Source organism: Legionella sp. JM-2024 (assembly GCF_055389095.1).
Window position 1 is genome coordinate 2972162 of the sequence record NZ_AP039388.1, and the last position, 19890, is coordinate 2992051.

A 19890-nucleotide genomic window follows, 5' to 3' on the forward strand; every position below is an offset into this window, starting at 1 on the left:
AATCAAAATACAAAAGGGTCAATTATTAAATTGAACTATAACTCTATGTTGAGCTGCTCTTTAGTTTCCCGTATTAAAATTAGGTGTAATTAATACGGGCTCTTTACCAGACCTTTTGCATAGCTCGCGTCTCTTATTTAATTGCTGCGCTGTAAAGGTTTCTGTGTGCTCCTTTACTCTATGTAAACTCCGCTCCAGGAAACTTTTACGCCTCGCACTAAAGCAAAATAGCCGGCTTTTGCAAGAGGTCTACTATATGTCATCATTTAGGATCGTAAACGCAGGATATTGTTTCCTGTTTAAAATCATCTACATTGCTACCTGTGTAAAAATGCTGTCCTTTTACCACTAACTGCTCTTCCTGCAATGACATGGACACTTTACTAAAAAACACATTCAACCCGCCATTCTCATTGCTAAATAAATTATGATGAATAAAAATTAATGCTGTGTTATCTGTATTCCATCCAACAGTAGTATTGCTGTTTTCAGATATGGCCAGGCGAGATGATGTTGCTGATCTGACTTCACCCAAGACATATCTTTCTTCCATAAATCCATATGAAATAGAGATTTGATCTTTTGTATGCTTTATTGTCAGATCCAAAGCTGGACTATTGTCACATCGCCCAACCCATTGGCCAGAAAAATTGATCTGGCTTTCCGTGATTTCATCACGAGCCTTGAATTGCAACTTGGAGTTGTTTCTCAAATCATTATTGGGATGAAACCAAGGCAGAGCCAAAGCATTATTCATTAACCCAATAAGCAAAAGTAAAACTTTAACGAAGTATCCTGTCATCTCCGACCTCCTTCACTATGGATATCACTTCACAGAATAATTCTTTTTCTGCCTGGCTGAAACTTAATTCATAATACCAGTTGTACGGCAATAGACATCGACTTTAATCATAGTACTGTTTGAGTGTCTGTTTGATTGTCTGAGACAGGTGTTATCGGAGATCAAAAGGCCCAGGGCGCTTACACCCATAACTCAATATCTACTATTTCACAAAGTATTCGAATTATTTTTTTCAGACAATTTAGCAGCAACGTAAGTCATGCCTAAGACGACACCACCAAAGATACCCCACTTTATGATTTTAGATACAGAGGAATCGCTGGTTTCTCTCCTGGAATCACTCTCTTTCTTTAAATAGCCATGCTCCATTTGTTGTGAAATAATTTCTATTACTTCTATTAAATGTTGGGTAATTTCTTCAAGTGTCGCTGGATCTTCTTCATTACCTATATTCTTAAAGTTACCTTGATGATTTAAATAAGAATCTGGTTTCATTGGTGAAAGACTGTCCTCTAGAAAATCTTTTAATAAATCTGCCACCGTGTCGTCACCATTAATTTGTTTCTCCAATAATTCCTCATCCAAAGGTTCAATAGGAAGCTTCAATAAGTGTAGTTGCAGGTGTTGCAATACCATCACATGTTCATTGGGTGTTAAATCTCCTTCTTTTCGTTCAGTAGGAATCCCAAAAAACATATTATAATTAGATTCAAAGTAAGATCTTATGGCAGTTTTTTGTAGAGCGGATAACCCCATATTGAGCCTCCCTAAATAATAATAAGCGCCTAAAAAATACAAAACGAAAATTAGCAGAACATTTTATGATCTTAAATCTTTCATACTGTTCTTACAATGAATTTAGTGTCTAATTTATAAACATAAAAATCAAAGGCAGCATTATGATTTTGCTGTCATTATTTGGAGGGATTTGCTAAGTTAATTTTTTCCTTAAATTTCCTGGATAAATATGAATCGTTTTATTAGCTCTCTATTGTTTCTCTTGATAGTCTTTTCTGGCTTTTCCAATCTATATGCAGCCAATGAAAATAATGATTTTGCTTTATTTGAAAAAATATTTACTGATTGGACGGTGGCTTTTAATCAAAAAAAATTAGCTCCAACCTGTGCTTTATTTTCAAAATCATTAATTGCTAATTATCAGGCTGCCCCACAAAAAAATTACACGTCGATTTGTGAAGGGTTTAAAAAAATATTTCGAGAGCCGGAGAAGAGTTACCAATATCATTTTAAGTTAAACCAGGTATATCGCTCAGGCAACCTTGCTGCAGCAAGGATTACCTGGTATTTGCAAGTATATGAGCATGAAAAACTAATATCCGAAATCCAGGATGAAGGCTTGGATGTTTTTTTAAAAGACTCGCATAATCAATGGAAGATTGTAAATTTTGTGGGATATCCTGTTCCTCAAAAACCAAATGAAAAATCATGAGACAACATGGATTAATAAACAATAACATGGTCGTTAATTGATCTTAAGGGTTTTTATCTGTATACTCTGCTCCTCAATTTATTTGATAGGTTTTATTATGATAACTGAAATTGAAACATTAATAAAAAAAGCAGGCTTTACTTATGTAGGAGAGGGTAGAGGAAAAGGGGAACTTGAAAAATACGAAAATCACCTGTACCACAAAACTATTTATGGTTCAACACAACACATTCAACTGGCTTTGGATAGAGCGAATGACAAAGTGATCCCTGTTTTTTCAAAGAATGTTTCCGAAGAACTGCGTAACGCAATTAATCTTCTAATACTCAATTCATCTGAAAAAAATTCATTACAATTTAACTAAAATTAAAAGTTATATCTCTTTAAAATACCCGTATTAGAGTGTTGCTAATACGGGTTATTACCGCAACTAAAAATTGTTAAATAAATAAAAATTTATCCTTTCCGATGTTACCCTTTTCTGCTATGTAATTAGAAAAAATAGTCAATGTGTACTAATATTTTACTTGTTACTTTAAAAAAGCAAGGAAATAAAAGAATTTAGGGAAATAAATAATATGATTAAAGGGAAGTTATTCCATACATGGTTTACCGCGTGGCTTTTCATTCTTATTTTTTCCATGCCTGCTTTTTATTGTACTGCAGTCTTCGGACAAGAGAACTCTAAATCCGATGATTACAAAACTGCCCCGAGCAAAACCATACCTGATCCTGCCGATAAAATAGAAGTAAACCCTGAAGTCCAGGATAATGAGATTCGTAAACGTATTGAAGAAATTTTAACAACAACCCCTTGGTTCATAGCGCCCGAAGTACAGGTAAAAAATGGTGTAGTTTTCCTCAAAGGAAAAACAAAAAATCTGGAATATAAAAAATGGGCAGAAAATCTGGCCAGCCATACACAAAATGTTGTCGCGGTGGTGAATCAAATTGAAGTAGCTAATGCCACTTTCTGGTCTTTCCAACAAATAACTACAGGGCTACTGGAGCAATGGCAACGTATGTTACGTGGCTTGCCTTTTTTTGTTTTTGCATTAATTGTTCTTTTAATTTCATGGTTAGCAGCTCGTTTCGCCTCACTTTCCACACGTAAGTCATTGAAATATCGTAAAATTCATCCACTTCTTACCGATGTCATTTCTCGTGGAGCAGCCTTGCTTTGCTTTCTTTTTGGGGCATATATCATTTTGCAGGTTTTAGGATTAACAACTTTTGCTCTCACAGTTCTTGGTGGTACTGGTGTATTAGGTATTATTTTGGGAATCAGTTTACGTGATATCACAGAAAATCTTTTGGCAAGCATCTTATTAAGCATGCAAAAACCTTTTAATAAAAATGACTTGGTTCAAATCAGTGATCTCGATGGAAAAGGTATTACTGGATATGTAGAAGGATTAACCATTCGAGCCACCTTGTTAATGACACAAGAAGGACATCAAATACAAATACCCAACTCAACAGTCTATAAGAGCAACATTCGTAACTTTTCAAGTAACCCTAATCGCCGTGAAGATTTTATAATTGGTATTACTTATGAAGATGCTATTTCCAAAGCACAGGAAATTGCCCTAAAATTGCTTGAGAAACACCCGGCAGTATTAAAAGACCCTGAGCCTTGGGTGTTAGTAGAGAACTTGAATGCTGGTATTGTTAATATGCGAGTTTACTTTTGGATGGATGGGAGTAAATATCATTGGCGGAAAGTAAGATCCTCGGTTATTCGTCTTGTAAAGGGCGCTCTTCAAGATGCAGGAATCGAGATTTCCTGGCCTGGAAAAGGAATGGAAATCAGTTTCCCTGAAGACATTCCTGTGCGCTTGCTGCAGCATAAGGCCAAAGCTAAAAAAGAAGAAGCTGCTCGTGAGTCAAGTAAGTTTGCAACTCATGCTGAGGGAGAACTAAGTACTGAAACTGATGAAATCAAAGAACAAAGTCGCCACTCACGCCCTATCGAAAAGGAAAAAAATCTCTTGCGCTAAATCAAGTTTATACTTGATTAAATAAATTTTTTCCTTTCAAAGCTTAGGCTCCCCCCCACAAAATTATCCTATTCAGGGATACCTAAAACATTAAATAATATGATCATCAATACTATTTTTTGTCGAAATTATAATATTATTGTGTAAAATAACTTATCGAATCAATGTAACAAAATTTTTATAGCTCTGCGAAGAAGTCCATGGAAACTATACAACATATTGCTGATGACAAAATAATTGCTATCCCTATCAACGAATGCGGTGAAGGGCTGATCGATCTTAAAAATCAAAATATCATCGTTTATGGTACTCCTCCAGATACACCTTTAACGGCAAATGACTATACCAAAATACGCAAAACCGTCTATCAAAAATTATGTTTGGCGCAAGATGATTTACCTAATGGTTGGCGTTTCAGAATATATGAAGGACTTAGAAGTCTTCCTGTTCAGGAAATTCTATTTAATCAACAGTGTGACAATTTACGTCAAAAAAAGAACTATGATTCTTATGAAGATTTGTTTAATGAAGCTTGTCGCTTAATTTCTCCAGTAATTCATTTAGATGGTACAGCCAATGTGCCTCCACATAGTACCGGCGCTGCAGTAGATCTTGAACTCATTGATAACAAAGGTAATCTTGTAGATCTTGGAATGGCTGTAAAAGACTGGCTCATCGTAGATCCGGATTTATGTGAAACCTATTCCAAACTTCTTTCCATAGAAGCTATGCAAAATCGTATTGTATTGCTTACAATAATGAGCAAGCATGGTTTTGTTAATTACCCGAGAGAATGGTGGCATTTTTCCTATGGCGACCGTTTATGGGCTTATGTGACAAAACAAACTATGGCAATTTATGGTGCAATAATAAACTCTTAATCACGTTTGCCAGACTTGAATCAACCTAATTGTTTGATTATTCTGTCACTATTCCCTTAATAAGATCCCTTATGACGCCATCTATTTTATTTATAACTCTATATTCTTTAATGCCTGCTGTATTAATGTTAATAGGTGGTGGTATTGCGAGCATTTATCGACCAAGCGGCCAAGTCACCAGTGCTACTCAACATTTTGCAGCTGGCGTTGTTTTTGCAGCCGTAGCCAAAGAACTATTGCCAAAAATTGGCGCTTACCATGACCCCATTGCTCTTCTTATCGGTTTTTCATTAGGTGTTCTTGGGATGCTATTCTTAAAATGGTTGACCAGCCAACTGGAAGAGCTTGAACACAAAAAAACTGGCATATCATGGGGATTATTAATTGCAGTTGGAATCGATTTGTTGATTGATGGAGTTTTAATTGGAGTCGCTTTTTTGGCTGGTGAGCAAGGAGGAATTCTTATTGCCATAGCTCTTGCGATTGAAATCTTCTTTTTAGGATTATCAACCACTTCCACCTTAGGAGCGAGGCAAGTAAGTACTCCCATTCGTTTATTAACCAGTTTCATTTTGGCGATATTGATTCCTTTGGGAGCTGGCCTGGGTGCCAGTTTATTAATTCATTTGCCACAATCTATTACAAATGCGATTTTATCTTTTGGTGTTGCTGCCTTACTTTATCTGGTTACCGAGGAATTATTACTCGAAGCACATGAAGTCCGTGAAACTCCATGGATTACTTTATGTTTTTTCATCGGTTTTTTGTTGATTTTATTGTTAGAGGGGCTAGCAGCTTAAAGCAAAGACTCTCTATACCCTAAAAGTTAAGTTTTTTCCATCTTTTTTAATTCCGATTCTCTATACATGACAAAAAAACTGTCGTATACAGAGATTCCGATTGATCGAGTGGGAAATCAACAGTCCATGGTTACTGTTTATTATTTACAAACACTGCCAGTTTTTTTAATATTCACCAATTCAATAACAAGGAGCCAGCTGTGCCTTATCAAAAATCTTTTTTTTCTCATGTGAGTGATGATTGGCAGTATTACCGACCTATTCGAGAAAAATACTCTGATGCGGTACCAGTACCACAAAAAGATTATTTCAGACCAATCCATTCAATCGATTCATTTGCTACATTAGCAGTTCGGCCCATTGAAAAACCTCTTTGGCTTGGTATTCACACTGCAGGTTTTTTATTAAAAGCGATAATCCACTTGTTAGCAGCGATAGTCCTGTCGCCTTTTGCATTATTTTTAGCGATATTTGTACCAAAATCTGATTTAAAAGAACAAACCGTCGCTTCGTTTAAAGGGACTGCTGCAGGGGCCGTAGTAGCTACAGGTATGGCAGGCATCGCCTTACTGTCAACTCTCATGTCCCTTATTTTTAATCCACTGTACTTGCTAACTCGAAGTGCTGCAACAGGAATTGACCACCTTAATTCGGTAACTGAGTCCTGCTGCGGTTTAACCATAGCAAAACTCTGATTAGCAACCTAAATATAAACGTAGGTTATTCCGAAATCATAAGCTGGAAAAAGAACTATAGAACAGATGGCCGCATCTGTTCTTCAGCCTCATTTTTTCTTCTTACAGTCGATATTCCACTGCCAACTAAATCAATACAATTAACAAAAGGACTTACAATGATACCAATCGCAGCAATAAGCGAGAAAGCGAAATGTATCACACTGTCTATTATATGAATTTTTGCTGCTTTTTTATCAGAATATACTAAACTGCTCAGTGACTTTAAGCTTAGATAAAGAGATGTGCTAGCCAGCTCCAGAGCAATGATTGAAAGACTGATTGGGGCAGCAATGACATGACTCGCTCTATGTAAAAAATTAGTAGTGGATTGATAAGGAGCAAAAAAGACTGATCGGAGTGGCTTCTTCTCTCCTTTTAATAAATGATCAAAAGCTGCATAAGTAGTACCACATTGATCTAATAAAAATTCATTGAATGTTTTTAAAAAATTACTAAACGACATATTAACTCCCTGTTAAAAAATCTTGCTCATAATATATGAATCTGTGTTAATTACCATACTTGATTTTCGAAGCATAACTTCAGCATAATGCAGTCATTGCTCTAACCAGGTTGGTCTTTCATGATTCATTTTTATTGGTATAAATTTTCTGACTTGACGGTCAAGCAACTCTATGAAGTTCTGGCATTACGAGCAGAAATTTTTGTAGTAGAGCAACACTGCCCCTATCTTGATCCAGATGGTAAAGATTTTTTTTCAATGCACTTGTTAGGCCTGGAGAAAAATTCGCTAGTGGCATACCTACGCTTATTTCTTCCTACTGAGATTGAAAATTATATTGCTTTTGGCCGTGTAGTCACCGCCAAATCAGCTCGCTCCAAGGGGTATGGCAAAGAATTAATCCGAGAATTATTAATTCATTGCGACAGTAACTACCCTGGAGTCCGCATTAAATGCTCAGCACAGAATTATTTAAAAAAATTCTATGAAGGATTTGGATTTAAGACCTATGGTGAAATCTATGAAGAAGATGGTATACCGCATATAGCCATGGAAAGAAACTTATTACCAGAATAGCTAATCCCATAACCGTCCAATCATCTGATTGTTTTTACGTATATTATCAAAACAATGCAATGCTCTTCGAGAATTATCCTTTTTCAATATTCCAGGAGATGAGAGCTTTTCTGCTTCATGTTTTTCCATCCTTGTTAGGATTATTTTTTATCTCTTACATTAAATTATGCCATTGCTGACCTAATTAACGTGGCAATTCAATCTACAATGCCGACGTGCTATAGTTTTTATCCACGGCATCCATGTATCACACGCACAAGGCACGGGACGTAGGTTCCAGCTCGAATTGTCAACAGACCCGGCAATAAAAAATTGAAGGAAATCGTTTCAGTTATTATTAACAAGGACTACCTCTTTCCGGTTATTCATTATAACTTTGATTCAATTTTTTAAATTGACATTAATGCCACAATAAAAGACACTTTTGCATGTGTTTAATCACTAATGATAGGATTGAAAATAATATTTTCTGGAGACACTTATGACCCAAATCGTATATCTGCAAAATGACCCAAATCAGATGCTCTATTATAAAGCTAGTGTCCCCAAAAACATAAAAGTCGTTGAACCGGACGCTAAAATGATGTTAAGAATTTTAGCGCAGAAACTAAAACTGCTTGAAGTAGTTGATTTGGATTGGCTATGTTGTGCGATTAGTTTAGAGCTACCAGTAAACCCTGTCTTTTACCCGACCTCTGAAGGCATTACCACTCTTTATGAAAAAAGTGAATTAGTAAAATGGTTTTCAAAATCCCCCCAAAATAAAGCCGATCCAGGTGGACTTAATTTGAATGTCACGATATCCCAATATCTGACACCGAGTCCCAAAGAGTTATTGGATTTTGTTGTAAAAACCACAAAATTTCCCGAAGATTTTTTTGTTGACCAGTACAAAAAACAACCCAGGAAAAAAATTCCTCCAGAAGAAAGGTCCTTACTTGACGAGCGAGATAATATCAATCGGAATGAAAGAGATAATAAACCCGATTCACAACAAAAATCCTGTTTTTGCCTCTTTCTGTACAGTATTTTTGGTTGTAAAGGTAGGAGCAAAATGCCTCAGGAAAAACCAGGGCACAGTGTGTCTATCTCTTCTAACCTTTAAGTAGGATAAGCTATGAGCCATTTTTAGACAGTTTTTAGGTTGTCATGTATAATAAACGTATAGTACAGTCAATAAATTAGGTGCCGTATGCTGACTCCTCCCCCAGATTCACCAAAGATTACAACTAATAAAAATTTAAGCGAATTAAATGCTCCTATGGAGATGCTTAATAAATTTAATGAATCAATAACTGAACAAAATAAACTTGATGAACTACGAAAAAAAATGTCATTGCAGGCGGACATGCATAATAAAGCCAAGGCAGACAGTGATATGTTCTTTCGTTTACTTGCTGAATTAATCACTTCAAAACTCCAGGGAGAATTATTTCAAGAACAATTAAGCAAAATTTCCAGGGAAAGTGGTTATGAAAACGTACAAGATGCATTAAATAAAGCAGTGAATGCCAATGGACAAAGCCCTTTGCAATATGCTCTGCAAAACCAAGACTTTGCTTTGGCAAAAACTTTTTTGGATAATGGAGCAAAAGTAGGCCCAGTAGAAAAAGCGGTTTTTGAGATTGCGCTGGATAGTAAAGCGGCCAAAGAATTTGGATTCCCTCCATTACCCCCTTCCAAAGAAAAACTCCATCCTGTTAAAAACTTTGGTTTGGTTTTAGGTATCAACATGACCAGTGTTGACGGCACCCCCTCCCAATTCGGTCATATAGCACCAACCTATCAATTGATGACTGATTCTGTAAGCCATTTTGCCAAGTCTCATCCTGACAACAAGAATTTTCAGGAAATCTCTGATGCATTTCATTTTTCAAATAATGCATCCGCATTTAAGTTCAGCACACCACAAAGAAACCCGGAAGCAGGTAATGATCTTTCGGCACGTATTCAAAGTGGTAAACTCACTACGATCCCAGTAAGTTGTTCAGGACATGCTATGGGAATGTCCTATGTACCAGATGGCCCAGACTCCAAATCCGGTTATTTGGTATATACCAATCGTGGTCTTGGAGCAAACAGCAATAATCATGGTACACACATATTTCGCATTGATGATTCCAGTAAAATTACCCCACAGTTTATCAACAACATGATGAACGGACATTCTAATGGCACTGCCCATGATGATATTATGTCCCAAATTAAATCCGTTGCTGGAAACAAGGAACCTATTCATCACATCAAACAAAAAGGACAAAAAAATGACAATTGCACAATAGCCAATTCCCGTTCCAACATTGAAGGTATACTCCTGTGTAAAAAAGCCCTAGAGGTAGGGGGTTTTGACAAATTAACTGAAAGCGATAAAGAGTCCGTTAAAAAAGAATACAAAGAATTTACCGGCCATATGCGCGTTGAAAAAGTCAATGAATTGGCTAAAGCTATTAAAGAAAACCCTCATGATAAAGATTTAATTACTTTGGGTAATGAATATTTAAAGCAACATCCAAACGCCAATCCCAAATTAAGAGAACCATTAGAAAAAGCATTAAAACAACCTGGAAGTGGCATGACGTTAAGCGAACCAAACCAAACGAGTTCCAAGATGCTTTAGTCATTCATTAAGAAAACATTAATTTTGCAGACAGTTGAATTTGTATTCTGAATTTCAACAATATATCTATTGGTTAATTTTTTATTAAAAATTTTAATGTAAAAACCTCTTTTCTCTCATTTGTCCCATTATGTCAAAAACCCACTATAGAGATTGCAAAACCCAAAACAGTTTAATTGCTTCGCCATAATCTAGTGGTTTAATCAAATGACCACGAATATTTAAAGGCTCTAAAACCAGTTTATCTTTGCTAGTATAAGCTGCTGTAAGTATAAATACCTCAATATCTGTAAATGAAGAATCCGCTCGTAATTCTGTTAAGAACTCAATTCCATTCATTTTAGGCATATTAATATCGAGGAGAATCACTTTGGGGTGAATTTTATTTTCTTTATTTCGTCCATAAAGCATATCTAATGCCTGATTCCCATCTTTGGCTACTTCAATCTTAATTAACGAACTTATTTTATGAAACACACGCTGAACGGACTGAATATCAACTTCATCATCTTCTAAATACAAAATATCTACTTTATCAATCGTGGGTTCCATCACAAATCTCCCTGAAAGAAACGTTTTATTTTTATTGTGTCTAAATTAATTATAGACCTAATCCTTTATTGGCAAGGATATTTAGGCCATGTAAATGAAAATTTTGCCCCCTTACCCAACTCAGACTGCACCTGGATTTGCCCACCTTGGGATTCTACAATTTTTTTCACAATACTTAATCCTATACCAGTGGTTTCTAGCTCATCTTTGGATTTTAAGGTTTGGAATATTTTAAATATTTTCTCAAAATATACTGGTTCAATACCTGGACCATCATCAGCCACATAAAACTCATAAAAAGACCCTTTATCAAAAACACCAATTTCGATAGTTCCAGTTTTGCGATGATGGTGTTTCATACTATTTACGATAAGGTTAGAAAAAACCTGACTTAATAGCAATTTGGCAGCGAACAATTGAGGCATCGATTCACGAATCACAATGGTAAATTGTTTGCCGTGATTCAAAATATCAATTACTTCTCGAAGTAATTCTTTGGTATCTAACCATTCTGCCTCTACATTGATTTGGCCAGCTCGGGCATACTGTAATAAGCCATCTATCATTCCCCTCATTCGATGTGCACGTTCTCGAAGTAATTGAAGATTCTTTTTAGAAATAACATCCAACTTCTCTGAGCAATCTTCTTCAATCCAAGTTGCTAATTGCACAATCGCCCTTAATGGGGCTTTCAGATCATGAGAAGTAATGTAGGCAAACTCTTCAAGTTCCTGGTTACTTTTAATTAGCTGCTCCTCAAATTTTTTAGCCTCTGTAATATCCTTTGAAATAATAACATAACCTACTTTTTTGCCTTCTGAATCACGGCGTACTGCCATAGTCACAAAAGCAGTAAAACGAGAGCCATTTTTTCGCACCCTCTCAAATACTGCCTCTGCCTTGCCATTTCTGCGAGCAGTTTGAAAAAATTGCCTTAGTTTGTCAGATTGAATGTCTTCAGGGGTGTATAAAATCCGTATATTTTTTTTATTAATCATCTCATGAGCTTCGTAACCATAATTTCGCTTGGCTCCTTCATTCCAAACTAATATAAGTCCTCTCAAATTAACTGCAATGATTGAATACTCGATTGAACTTTCTAAAATGGTTTGCAAAGTACTCTTTGCATAGCGTTCTTCTTCAGTTTTAGCTATTTGAAGCTTTAATGCTTTAGTCTTCTCCTTTAATTTCCTACTTATTTCTTTTTGTGTTTTCAAGCTTTCCTCTAAACGCCGACTAAGAAGATATAATTGAGATATTTTTCGTTCACTTATTTCTTCCGCTTCCATTCTTGCGCGTCTCTCTCTCTCAAGACGTCGCAACAACACGTCATAGTCACTCATTTGAGTTAACCTTTCATTAATATAAATTTTGCTTTGGTACCTTTTGGAGTCGGTATATTTTCACGTACTATGGATATAGTTTCCCCGTGATAACCAATACAGCCACGAATTAAGCCTTCCGCCAAATCAGCTAATGGACGCGATGAGGTGTAAATCATTTCAAATTGAGACGGAGTAATATACGTGCATTTGAAATGGGGTAGCTCTGTTTTTTCATAAAGTTTCTTCACTTCCATATGAATGTGCGATTCAAGTCCTTCTAAAAATTGAAAAACAGACTTTTTTTTCTTGAAAAATTGAGGGTATTTTTTTACAAAAATTGCGAATAAGTATTCTCCATATTCTTGTAAAATAATCGAAGCTGGTTTTGCAATTTTATCACTTAGTCTATTAATTAATTGAATTAATTCTCTCTGGGAGTAAGTGCCTAGAGAGGTATAAGCTCCACGTGAACTTAGCTGACTCTCCTCAATAATTTCGTCCACCATAGTGTAAGAATGGGTTTCTTCTACGTAATTTAGAAATTCGTTAAACAAGATTCCTTTCATAAGCCAAAAGTATTGTCAATTGAACAATACTTTAAGTATAGCTGTAAATTTATTGCGAATAAGATTATGCAAAATCAGAAGAATGCTTCCTGATTAAAGTTCACCTAAACATTATTATGATTTTTAGTGATAATAAAAATCCACATAGCCAGAATTGCGGTTATTAGCAAAGCAATCCCCATTGGGGGTTGATTCTCCTCTTTACTCAAAGAAATCAAGGCACTGGAAAGCGCACCACCTAAAATTTGTAAAAATCCAAAAATATAACCCGCCGTACCAGCTATCTTGGGAAAAGGTGATAATGCACCTGCAGAGGCATTCGGAAATATTAAAGAGGAGCCGATCATGTAAAATTTAGCTATGGCTCTTTCGCCTCATCCAAAGGTAATCACTGTCTATTTTTGTGATTTCTTATGATTTATGCAACTCATTCTCATGTTTATTTAGTTCGGTAGTCGAGTCGAAATCATCGATTTTCAGAGTTGGACCACTATGAGTAAGAGCCATACTTCCTACTGTAGGTTGAATAGTGTGTTCTGAGAAAGATGATTTCCTATCAGGATGAATAAAATCAATTCCACGCTGTTTCATTGCGGAATAAGAACAAGAAGAAATCAGTTGTGCCCCTTCGTCTTCACAAGGCATAGAATGCTCGATATTTAACGTTTGCTCCTCGACCTGACCAATGACCCCTTTGTATTTGCCTTCAAGCTTTCCTGTGTCCTGATTAACAATGAGAGTATAAGGTGTAACAAAAAGATAAGATTTATTCTCTGATTGAGCAATCTTATAAACTGGTTGGGTGTCCCCGAAATCAAAATCGGTATTAATATTAAAAATACGTTCAAAAAAATCAGTAAAATTCTTGCCATGTCCTATCAACCAAAGATCACGACCTTCATCTACATCATGAATGAATTGTTGAATTCGCTCGATTTTCTTTTCTTTATCAAGATGTAAATCCTGTTTTACATCACCCTCTGAAGTAATAATTGATACTCCACCATTATGTAACTGAATATTCTTTATTGCTTCTTGTCTTTTTTGTTTATGCTCTTCAAATACCTTGTGGCCGTAAATTAAACTGGATAAGAAGAATAATATGGCTTTAAGTGGTGATTTCCAAAAAGTATATTCTTTGCTTAAGAGTTGCATGTCCTTAACAGATCTCACATCATGTCCAGAAGGTGCACTACTATTTTCTGTTAATGCCGGCTCAATTGATATTTCTGCAGAAGAAAGTTGTTTGGGAATGAGCAAGCCTGCAGTCTGCATTGCTCTTGTCATGGGTGATATAGCAATTCGTGGAGATTTATCGGTAAAATACAATAAACTTTGAGTGTATTGATTGGTTGTCTCCAAGTGTTCCAGTGCTTCTTCAGCAAGAGGTGAATTAGGATTTAAACCAAATCTCTTCTGCCCCCAGAAATCACATTGACCATGCCGTGTAAACAATATCTGATTAATAATGTTCTTTTCTTGTGCTGCCAAAAACAGCTTGTCTACTTCTTTAATTTGAGCAATGATTTCCGCTCTGCGTAAATCATCTTTGCCGTGACATGCATTGAGCTGATTAATCAACTCCTTAATTTGACCCAAATATTCTTTCTCAATTATTGCGACGTAAGAATCGGTAAAGGCAGTTCCATTCTGTTTATCCTCATTCTTAAGTTTCTGCAGGTTGTCACTCATTTTCTCTATGCGAAACTTATATTGCTCAAAACTCATAGTGTTCCTACAACTTTACAATAAAGCTTCAATTATAAAATTTTATAATTAAGGGAATATTAATTTGATTTATTTTTAAGAAATTAGACAATATTTAATCCTGCTTGGTAACTTGGATCAATCGGGAAAGTAAATTCCCATAATCTGTACATTTTTTCCTCTTTGTCTTGAGTAATCAACCCCCTGCTTTCAAATTAATTTTCCAAAATGACATAAGCTCTCATAGTGATAAAACTGTTCATATTGAAAAATTACGCTCAGTATTGTTCATTAATTGAAAAACAGGTTACTATTAAGACTTACGCAAAATTCCAAGATCGATGCAAAAATTGTTTTAAATGAGGGAGTTTAGATAAACTAACTGACTGAATTAAAAACACTTTTTAACAAAGAGATTGGAGTTTTGCGTAAGTCCTATCTGAAATGGCATGGAAGAATCATTAATACTGGATAATAGGAGAAAAGGAATGTCTCAATTCAATTTTTTTGAAAAAAACCAGGCTTTTGATGAAAACAATTTTGAACAAAAATTTCATGATGCAATAAATCTGATAAAACAAAATCAATCTCTTGTCGCCAGACTTGTACTGCAAGCGATTTACACCAATCAAATCATAGTCAGTTCTTTCTTTCAAATCACTCACGATCATTACCAGAGAATGAGGCAAGATATGAAAAAAAACCATCATATTACTCTTCCCCAAACGTTTCCACCAACAATTTCCGTTGTACGTAAAATTGAGGGAGAGTTAGATGGAATTATTTATGATAACAATCATATTTACATCAGTTCGACAAAAAGTGTTGAAGAAATTGCAAAAACATTAATCCACGAAATCTGTCATTTTTTAAATTCCGATATATACGATGAGGAATGGGAAACAGAAGACTCAAAACAGGTCAGTTATAAAGATGAAGTCCGCTCATTTACTGCAGAAAAAATGTTTGAAAAAAGTAGCGGATATTTGCTCAGAAGCGATATAAAGAAAGTCCATAACACCGTTACTCAATTATACCCTGAGTTTATTGATCCGGAGAATCCAATATCAGGATATGTTTACAGTACTTTTGATAGCCCATCTTGATAGGACATTAGCAAGACCTGCGTTCAAAGAATTAATCCAGGTAGAAAGAATACGAATCCTCAGGAATATTAAGCAATATGAGTTCGATATAAAAGGCAAGGAAATGCCTTTTATATCGCCATCCACTTCAAAATAATCTGGTTCAATATCAAAAAATAACATTATTTTTGATATTGAACTCGCACTAATTAACACTTAAAATTTTGTCCGATTAGAGCCATAACATAGAGAGTTTGCATGCCTAAACAAGAAAATATTATATCTCATAACACAGGTTCATCTCATCTGAATACTGCCATGCAGCAAATGAAAGAAAGAATAATCAAAGAAGGTGATAAACCACATGTCACAGTAGAAACTCAGCTTAAAATTCTTCAGGAATTATGTCAATTTGAGTTTGGGCAATTCTTAATAAAAAATCAGGGCATCAATGGATATTGGACCCATTATATGTTGACGCATCCATGGTTCGGGAGAAAAACAGGCCTAAATAATAGCGGAAAACCGTTATCCCCCATGGAAAGTTTTATATTGGACAAAGCACCTACAATGTTAGCAACACAACAACGTTTTGAGCTCTTTTTGCAAGAAAATCAAAAAACTATATTTAATGGGGCAACTGTTGCATCCATCCCCTGCGGGATGTTAGGAGAATTGCTCTATCTTGATTTTAAAGGCATCAGCAACATTCAACTAATTGGTATAGATTACGATCCTGCAGCATTACAAGATGCCATAACCTTAGCAGAAAAACTTAATCTAACCAGTTTTACACAAACTCTTTGTGGTAACGCATGGGAACTTAATATTCAAGATGAATTTGACCTCATTTCAAGCAATGGATTAAATATTTATGAACCAGACGATGACAAAATCCTGGATCTATACCAGCAATTCCATAATGCCCTGAAAAAAGGAGGAAAATTAGTAACCAGTTTTTTAACATATCCTCCTCACCTAAGCCCACAGTGCGAATGGGTGCTCGATAAAATCAATCAAGAGGATCTATTACTGCAAAGAATTGTTTTTTCGGACATTCTAAATGCAAAATTCCAATGTTTCCGTTCGTCCCAACAAACCAAGGAACAACTTGAATCAACAGGATTCAGAAACATTTCTTTTTTGTATGACGAAGCGCACATCTTCCCAACGATAGTAGCAGAAAAATAGTAGGTAGGAGGATTAGGGTCTCCCTTTAAGCCACCGCTATAAATGTTATGTGATCACTACCATTGAGAAAACGATTGATTTGTTTTATTTCTTTAAATCCATGTTTTTCTAACATCAATTCCATTTCATACTGATAATACCAGAGGATATCCATATCCTCATCTTCCTGGGCTACAATTTTATTATTAAAATATTTGGTATACTGCGTTTTACTCAGCATATGTTGCTCAAAAATATCTACTGTCGTTTTACTAATAATTTCAATGATTTCGCCAGATGGAAGTTGTACTTGTCGAGTACTGATATCGACCTCTTCTTGTTCAGTCATGACCTCCCAGGGTATAAACAAGTCCATAACCAATTTACCACCTGGAGCCAAAAGTGATTTGAATCGTTCTAATACTTTATAAGCGTTTATTCTAGGATAAAATAATTGAAAAGAACCTAAGGGGATAATGATACCTTGATACTGCTGTCGCTGACAAAATTCTCAAAACTGCATTCGCTCAAAATGGGCTTAAGATTCAATTCAACCGCCCTATGCTTACAACTTGCAAGCATACTCGCAGAACTATCTAAACCATGCACATTATAACCCAGTTGCATTAATGGGATAAGCAAGCGTCCCGACCCACACATAGGTTCAAAAAGTAAATCCGTCCTTTTAAATACCTCTTGATACAATTGCAACTCGTCTTTGTTTGCAAATTGTTTGTCTTCATCGTAAAACTCTGTACATAATTCACCATACATCATTAGGTATCTCCTTTTGAAGCTTGGTATTATAAACAACAGAGATGTATTTTACGAATCATTGCTCAATAATAACGAGCAATATAACCCGAGTAATAGATATTGCACTATTCATAGTTAATCCCTGCATAGCGCTTTACTAATACAAGTTAAACGTACCGATAATCATTTGAAAGAACATGACTATTAACTCTAATCAAAAAAAACCACTGACTCAAATACATTCCAGTATCTGGGCACTTGGTTTCGTCAGCATGTTAACGGATCTTTCATCGGAACTTATTTTTAGCTTACTACCGATCTTCTTGGTGTCAGTATTTGGTGCAAGCGCATTTCTAATAGGACTAATAGAAGGTGTCTCTGAAGCCATTGCACTCATAGTCAGAATATTTTCCGGGATGTTCAGTGACTATTTAGGCAAAAGAAAGATATTAGCAGTCTTCGGCTATAGTTTCAGCGCATTAAGCAAACCACTTTTTGCTTTAGCTACCAATATAGGTCTAGTCTTTCTTGCCAGATTTCTGGACAGAATAGGGAAAGGAATGAGGGGGTCCCCTCGAGATGCACTTATCGCTGACATTGCACCAATCACTAGATATGGTGCTGCTTATGGCTTACGTCAGTCACTTGATACTATAGGTGCCATCCTTGGTCCTCTTTTAGCTTTAGCACTGATGATAATATGGAATAATAATTTTCAAGCGGTGTTTTGGGTGGCTGTTATCCCGGGAATATTATCGGTACTGGTTCTTATTTTGTTTGTTCATGAACCTGCAAAGCCCATTGGCACAAAAGCAATTAATCCTATTCAGTTTAAAGAACTAAAAAGACTAAGTGGCGCTTATTGGTGGGTGGTTACAATAGGTACCATTTTTACTCTGGCACGATTCAGTGAAGCCTTTCTTCTTTTACGAGCCCAACAAGTTGGATCGTCTGTTACCTGGATTCCCTTAATCCTTGTAGCCATGAACCTGATGTATTCAATGAGTGCATACCCGTTTGGAAAACTAGCCGATACAATGAACCACAATAAATTATTAATCATTGGATTATTCATTTTGATTGCTGCCGATTTAACCCTGGCATTTAGCAACTCATTAGTATTTATTTATATTGGTTCTGGTCTGTGGGGGTTACACATGGGAGCAACCCAGGGACTTTTAGCTGCCATGGTAGCAAGTACAGCCCCAAATAAGCTGCGTGGCACAGCCTTTGGTTTTTTTAATTTGATATGCGGGATTGCTATGCTTATTGCCAGCATAGTGGCTGGATTACTCTGGGATAATTTAGGCTCTGTATTTACATTCCTGGCAGGTGCCTTATTTTGCATAATGTCTCTGTTTGGAATAATCCTAATGCCAAAAATAACTTTCAGTACCTGAGAGCCAGATATTCTCTGTGTGTAAACGAGTTTTTTAAACTTCCATTTCCTCAAACTTCATTCTAAAATAGCTTATTTTCCCGAGGATAGTCGAACATTTGGCACTTAATGATTATCACAAATACAAGACTTACATCCCCAAGGCCAAGACAATCGAGACAAAAAGTGTTTTTAATGAGGGAATAGACAAACAAAATGACTGAATTAAAAATATTTTATAACGAAGGGATTGGGGGTAGGTCCTGAAATAAACGAAAGGAATAAACAATGGTAGACTATCATTATTTCAAAAGTAAGTTGAATCGTTTTTATGAACGCTATGTAGGATATAATCAGCGCCCGGTTTTTTTTGATATTGATCAAACATTCCCTGAATTAAATCATATAACGCATCATTTTCTCGATATCAAAAAGGAATTTGAAAACGTGCAAACTCATGTGAAAGAGTTCCCACGTTATCATGACATAGATCCGGGAGAAGCAGCTATATCTAATGCCACAGAAAAAAACTGGAATGTCTTTATGCTTTATCTCCTTGGTTATCAACTCAAGGAAGCACGTTTATTATGCCCCACACTTTGTAATTTGTTGAAAGGAATACCTCATCTCATACAAGCTTTTTTCTCAATTTTGGAGCCAGGAAAATCAATTCCATTACATGAAGGCCCTTATATTGGTTATCTAAGATATCATTTAGGAATACATGTTCCCAAAAACAATCCACCACAAATTTTTGTTAATAATCAGCCCTATACCTGGAAAGAAGGAGAGGCAGTCCTTTTTGATGATTCCTGGCCGCATGAAGTAAGAAATACAAGTGATGATTATCGTGCTGTCTTAATCATTGACGTGCTGCGTCCCATGCCATTTTTACCTCAATTGGTCAATCAATTTGTAACCTATGTCATCGCTCGTCATTTTTATGGTCGCAAAGTGATGAAACGTGCTATGCAACACGGCGGAGAGGTCAAACCCTTGGCACTTTGAGTAAAAAATTATATTTT

General features: G+C 35.9%; 23 protein-coding genes. 13 read left to right on the forward strand and 10 right to left on the reverse strand.

Translation table 11 applies throughout. The features are described 5' to 3' along the window. Positions 1-262: 262 nt before the first annotated feature. Together ACZ5EK_RS12920 and ACZ5EK_RS12925 are read right to left on the reverse strand one after the other, a co-directional pair. On the reverse strand, positions 263-802 hold the full coding sequence (locus tag ACZ5EK_RS12920) for a lpg2443 family Dot/Icm T4SS effector (RefSeq protein WP_464430063.1): 540 nt from the start codon (positions 800-802) through the stop codon (positions 263-265). Positions 803-1009: 207 nt separating this feature from the next. Beyond that, on the reverse strand, positions 1010-1558 hold the full coding sequence (locus ACZ5EK_RS12925; protein WP_464430064.1) for a p24 family protein: 549 nt from the start codon (positions 1556-1558) through the stop codon (positions 1010-1012). Positions 1559-1769: 211 nt separating this feature from the next. Here ACZ5EK_RS12925 and ACZ5EK_RS12930 point away from each other — a divergent pair, with 211 nt between their 5' ends. The 6 genes from ACZ5EK_RS12930 (at position 1770) to ACZ5EK_RS12955 (ending at position 6628) form a co-directional block, all read left to right on the forward strand. Next, the gene (locus tag ACZ5EK_RS12930) at positions 1770-2252 is read left to right on the forward strand and encodes a Cif family virulence factor (protein WP_464430066.1); all 483 of its coding nucleotides are present in this window, start codon (positions 1770-1772) and stop codon (positions 2250-2252) included. A 97-nt stretch (positions 2253-2349) separates the two neighbouring features. Next, positions 2350-2616 (forward strand): hypothetical protein, encoded by a 267-nt coding sequence (locus ACZ5EK_RS12935; protein WP_464430067.1) that lies wholly within the window; start codon positions 2350-2352, stop codon positions 2614-2616. 214 nt (positions 2617-2830) lie between these two features. After that, positions 2831-4252, forward strand: coding sequence for a mechanosensitive ion channel domain-containing protein (locus ACZ5EK_RS12940; protein ID WP_464430069.1), 1422 nt, complete (start codon positions 2831-2833; stop codon positions 4250-4252). Positions 4253-4452: 200 nt separating this feature from the next. After that, positions 4453-5133, forward strand: a complete 681-nt coding sequence (locus ACZ5EK_RS12945) for a M15 family metallopeptidase (RefSeq protein WP_464430070.1) — start codon at positions 4453-4455, stop codon at positions 5131-5133. 71 nt (positions 5134-5204) lie between these two features. Continuing rightward, complete coding sequence (locus ACZ5EK_RS12950) at positions 5205-5933, forward strand: ZIP family metal transporter (protein WP_464430072.1); 729 nt, start codon at positions 5205-5207, stop codon at positions 5931-5933. A gap of 200 nt (positions 5934-6133) precedes the next feature. Then, a complete protein-coding gene (locus ACZ5EK_RS12955) occupies positions 6134-6628 on the forward strand; it encodes a hypothetical protein (RefSeq protein ID WP_464430074.1) in 495 nt (164 codons plus the stop codon). 55 nt (positions 6629-6683) lie between these two features. Here ACZ5EK_RS12955 and ACZ5EK_RS12960 read toward each other — a convergent pair whose 3' ends face one another. Then, a complete protein-coding gene (locus ACZ5EK_RS12960; RefSeq protein WP_464430076.1) occupies positions 6684-7133 on the reverse strand; it encodes a hypothetical protein in 450 nt (149 codons plus the stop codon). Positions 7134-7253: 120 nt separating this feature from the next. Here ACZ5EK_RS12960 and ACZ5EK_RS12965 point away from each other — a divergent pair, with 120 nt between their 5' ends. From ACZ5EK_RS12965 to ankD, 3 genes are all read left to right on the forward strand, one after another. Next, positions 7254-7709 carry a GNAT family N-acetyltransferase gene (locus ACZ5EK_RS12965; RefSeq protein ID WP_464430078.1) on the forward strand — a complete coding sequence of 152 codons (456 nt, stop codon included), beginning with the start codon at positions 7254-7256 and terminating at the stop codon, positions 7707-7709. A gap of 481 nt (positions 7710-8190) precedes the next feature. Beyond that, positions 8191-8814, forward strand: coding sequence for an RING finger protein (locus ACZ5EK_RS12970; RefSeq protein ID WP_464430080.1), 624 nt, complete (start codon positions 8191-8193; stop codon positions 8812-8814). Positions 8815-8901: 87 nt separating this feature from the next. After that, complete coding sequence (gene ankD / locus ACZ5EK_RS12975; RefSeq protein ID WP_464430081.1) at positions 8902-10326, forward strand: Dot/Icm T4SS effector AnkD/LegA15; 1425 nt, start codon at positions 8902-8904, stop codon at positions 10324-10326. A 144-nt stretch (positions 10327-10470) separates the two neighbouring features. On the opposite strand, the gene ACZ5EK_RS12980 is transcribed toward ankD, so the two are convergent. The 5 genes from ACZ5EK_RS12980 to ACZ5EK_RS13000 form a co-directional block, all read right to left on the reverse strand. Beyond that, complete coding sequence (locus ACZ5EK_RS12980; RefSeq protein ID WP_464430082.1) at positions 10471-10878, reverse strand: response regulator; 408 nt, start codon at positions 10876-10878, stop codon at positions 10471-10473. 65 nt (positions 10879-10943) lie between these two features. Further along, the gene (locus ACZ5EK_RS12985) at positions 10944-12221 is read right to left on the reverse strand and encodes a sensor histidine kinase (protein ID WP_464430083.1); all 1278 of its coding nucleotides are present in this window, start codon (positions 12219-12221) and stop codon (positions 10944-10946) included. A 5-nt stretch (positions 12222-12226) separates the two neighbouring features. Next, complete coding sequence (locus ACZ5EK_RS12990; protein WP_464430085.1) at positions 12227-12757, reverse strand: heme NO-binding domain-containing protein; 531 nt, start codon at positions 12755-12757, stop codon at positions 12227-12229. A 116-nt stretch (positions 12758-12873) separates the two neighbouring features. Then, complete coding sequence (locus tag ACZ5EK_RS12995; protein ID WP_464430087.1) at positions 12874-13116, reverse strand: hypothetical protein; 243 nt, start codon at positions 13114-13116, stop codon at positions 12874-12876. Positions 13117-13180: 64 nt separating this feature from the next. Continuing rightward, entirely contained in the window at positions 13181-14497 is a 1317-nt protein-coding gene (locus ACZ5EK_RS13000) for a phosphoglycerate mutase family protein (protein ID WP_464430088.1), read from the reverse strand. 467 nt (positions 14498-14964) lie between these two features. Between ACZ5EK_RS13000 and ACZ5EK_RS13005 the strand changes: the two genes are divergently transcribed. Both ACZ5EK_RS13005 and ACZ5EK_RS13010 read left to right on the forward strand, forming a co-directional pair. Beyond that, positions 14965-15582, forward strand: a complete 618-nt coding sequence (locus tag ACZ5EK_RS13005) for a lpg2461 family Dot/Icm T4SS effector (RefSeq protein WP_464430089.1) — start codon at positions 14965-14967, stop codon at positions 15580-15582. Positions 15583-15819: 237 nt separating this feature from the next. Beyond that, positions 15820-16752: a methyltransferase domain-containing protein gene (locus ACZ5EK_RS13010; RefSeq protein ID WP_464430090.1), complete on the forward strand. Its 933-nt coding sequence runs from the start codon at positions 15820-15822 to the stop codon at positions 16750-16752. Positions 16753-16777: 25 nt separating this feature from the next. Here ACZ5EK_RS13010 and ACZ5EK_RS13015 read toward each other — a convergent pair whose 3' ends face one another. Further along, the gene (locus tag ACZ5EK_RS13015; RefSeq protein ID WP_464430092.1) at positions 16778-17080 is read right to left on the reverse strand and encodes a hypothetical protein; all 303 of its coding nucleotides are present in this window, start codon (positions 17078-17080) and stop codon (positions 16778-16780) included. Positions 17081-17196: 116 nt separating this feature from the next. Further along, a complete protein-coding gene (locus ACZ5EK_RS13020) occupies positions 17197-17508 on the reverse strand; it encodes a class I SAM-dependent methyltransferase (RefSeq protein WP_464430093.1) in 312 nt (103 codons plus the stop codon). 176 nt (positions 17509-17684) lie between these two features. Here ACZ5EK_RS13020 and ACZ5EK_RS13025 point away from each other — a divergent pair, with 176 nt between their 5' ends. After that, positions 17685-18887, forward strand: coding sequence for an MFS transporter (locus tag ACZ5EK_RS13025; protein WP_464430094.1), 1203 nt, complete (start codon positions 17685-17687; stop codon positions 18885-18887). Positions 18888-19153: 266 nt separating this feature from the next. After that, on the forward strand, positions 19154-19873 hold the full coding sequence (locus ACZ5EK_RS13030) for an aspartyl/asparaginyl beta-hydroxylase domain-containing protein (RefSeq protein WP_464430095.1): 720 nt from the start codon (positions 19154-19156) through the stop codon (positions 19871-19873). The last annotated feature ends 17 nt before the right edge of the window (positions 19874-19890 follow it).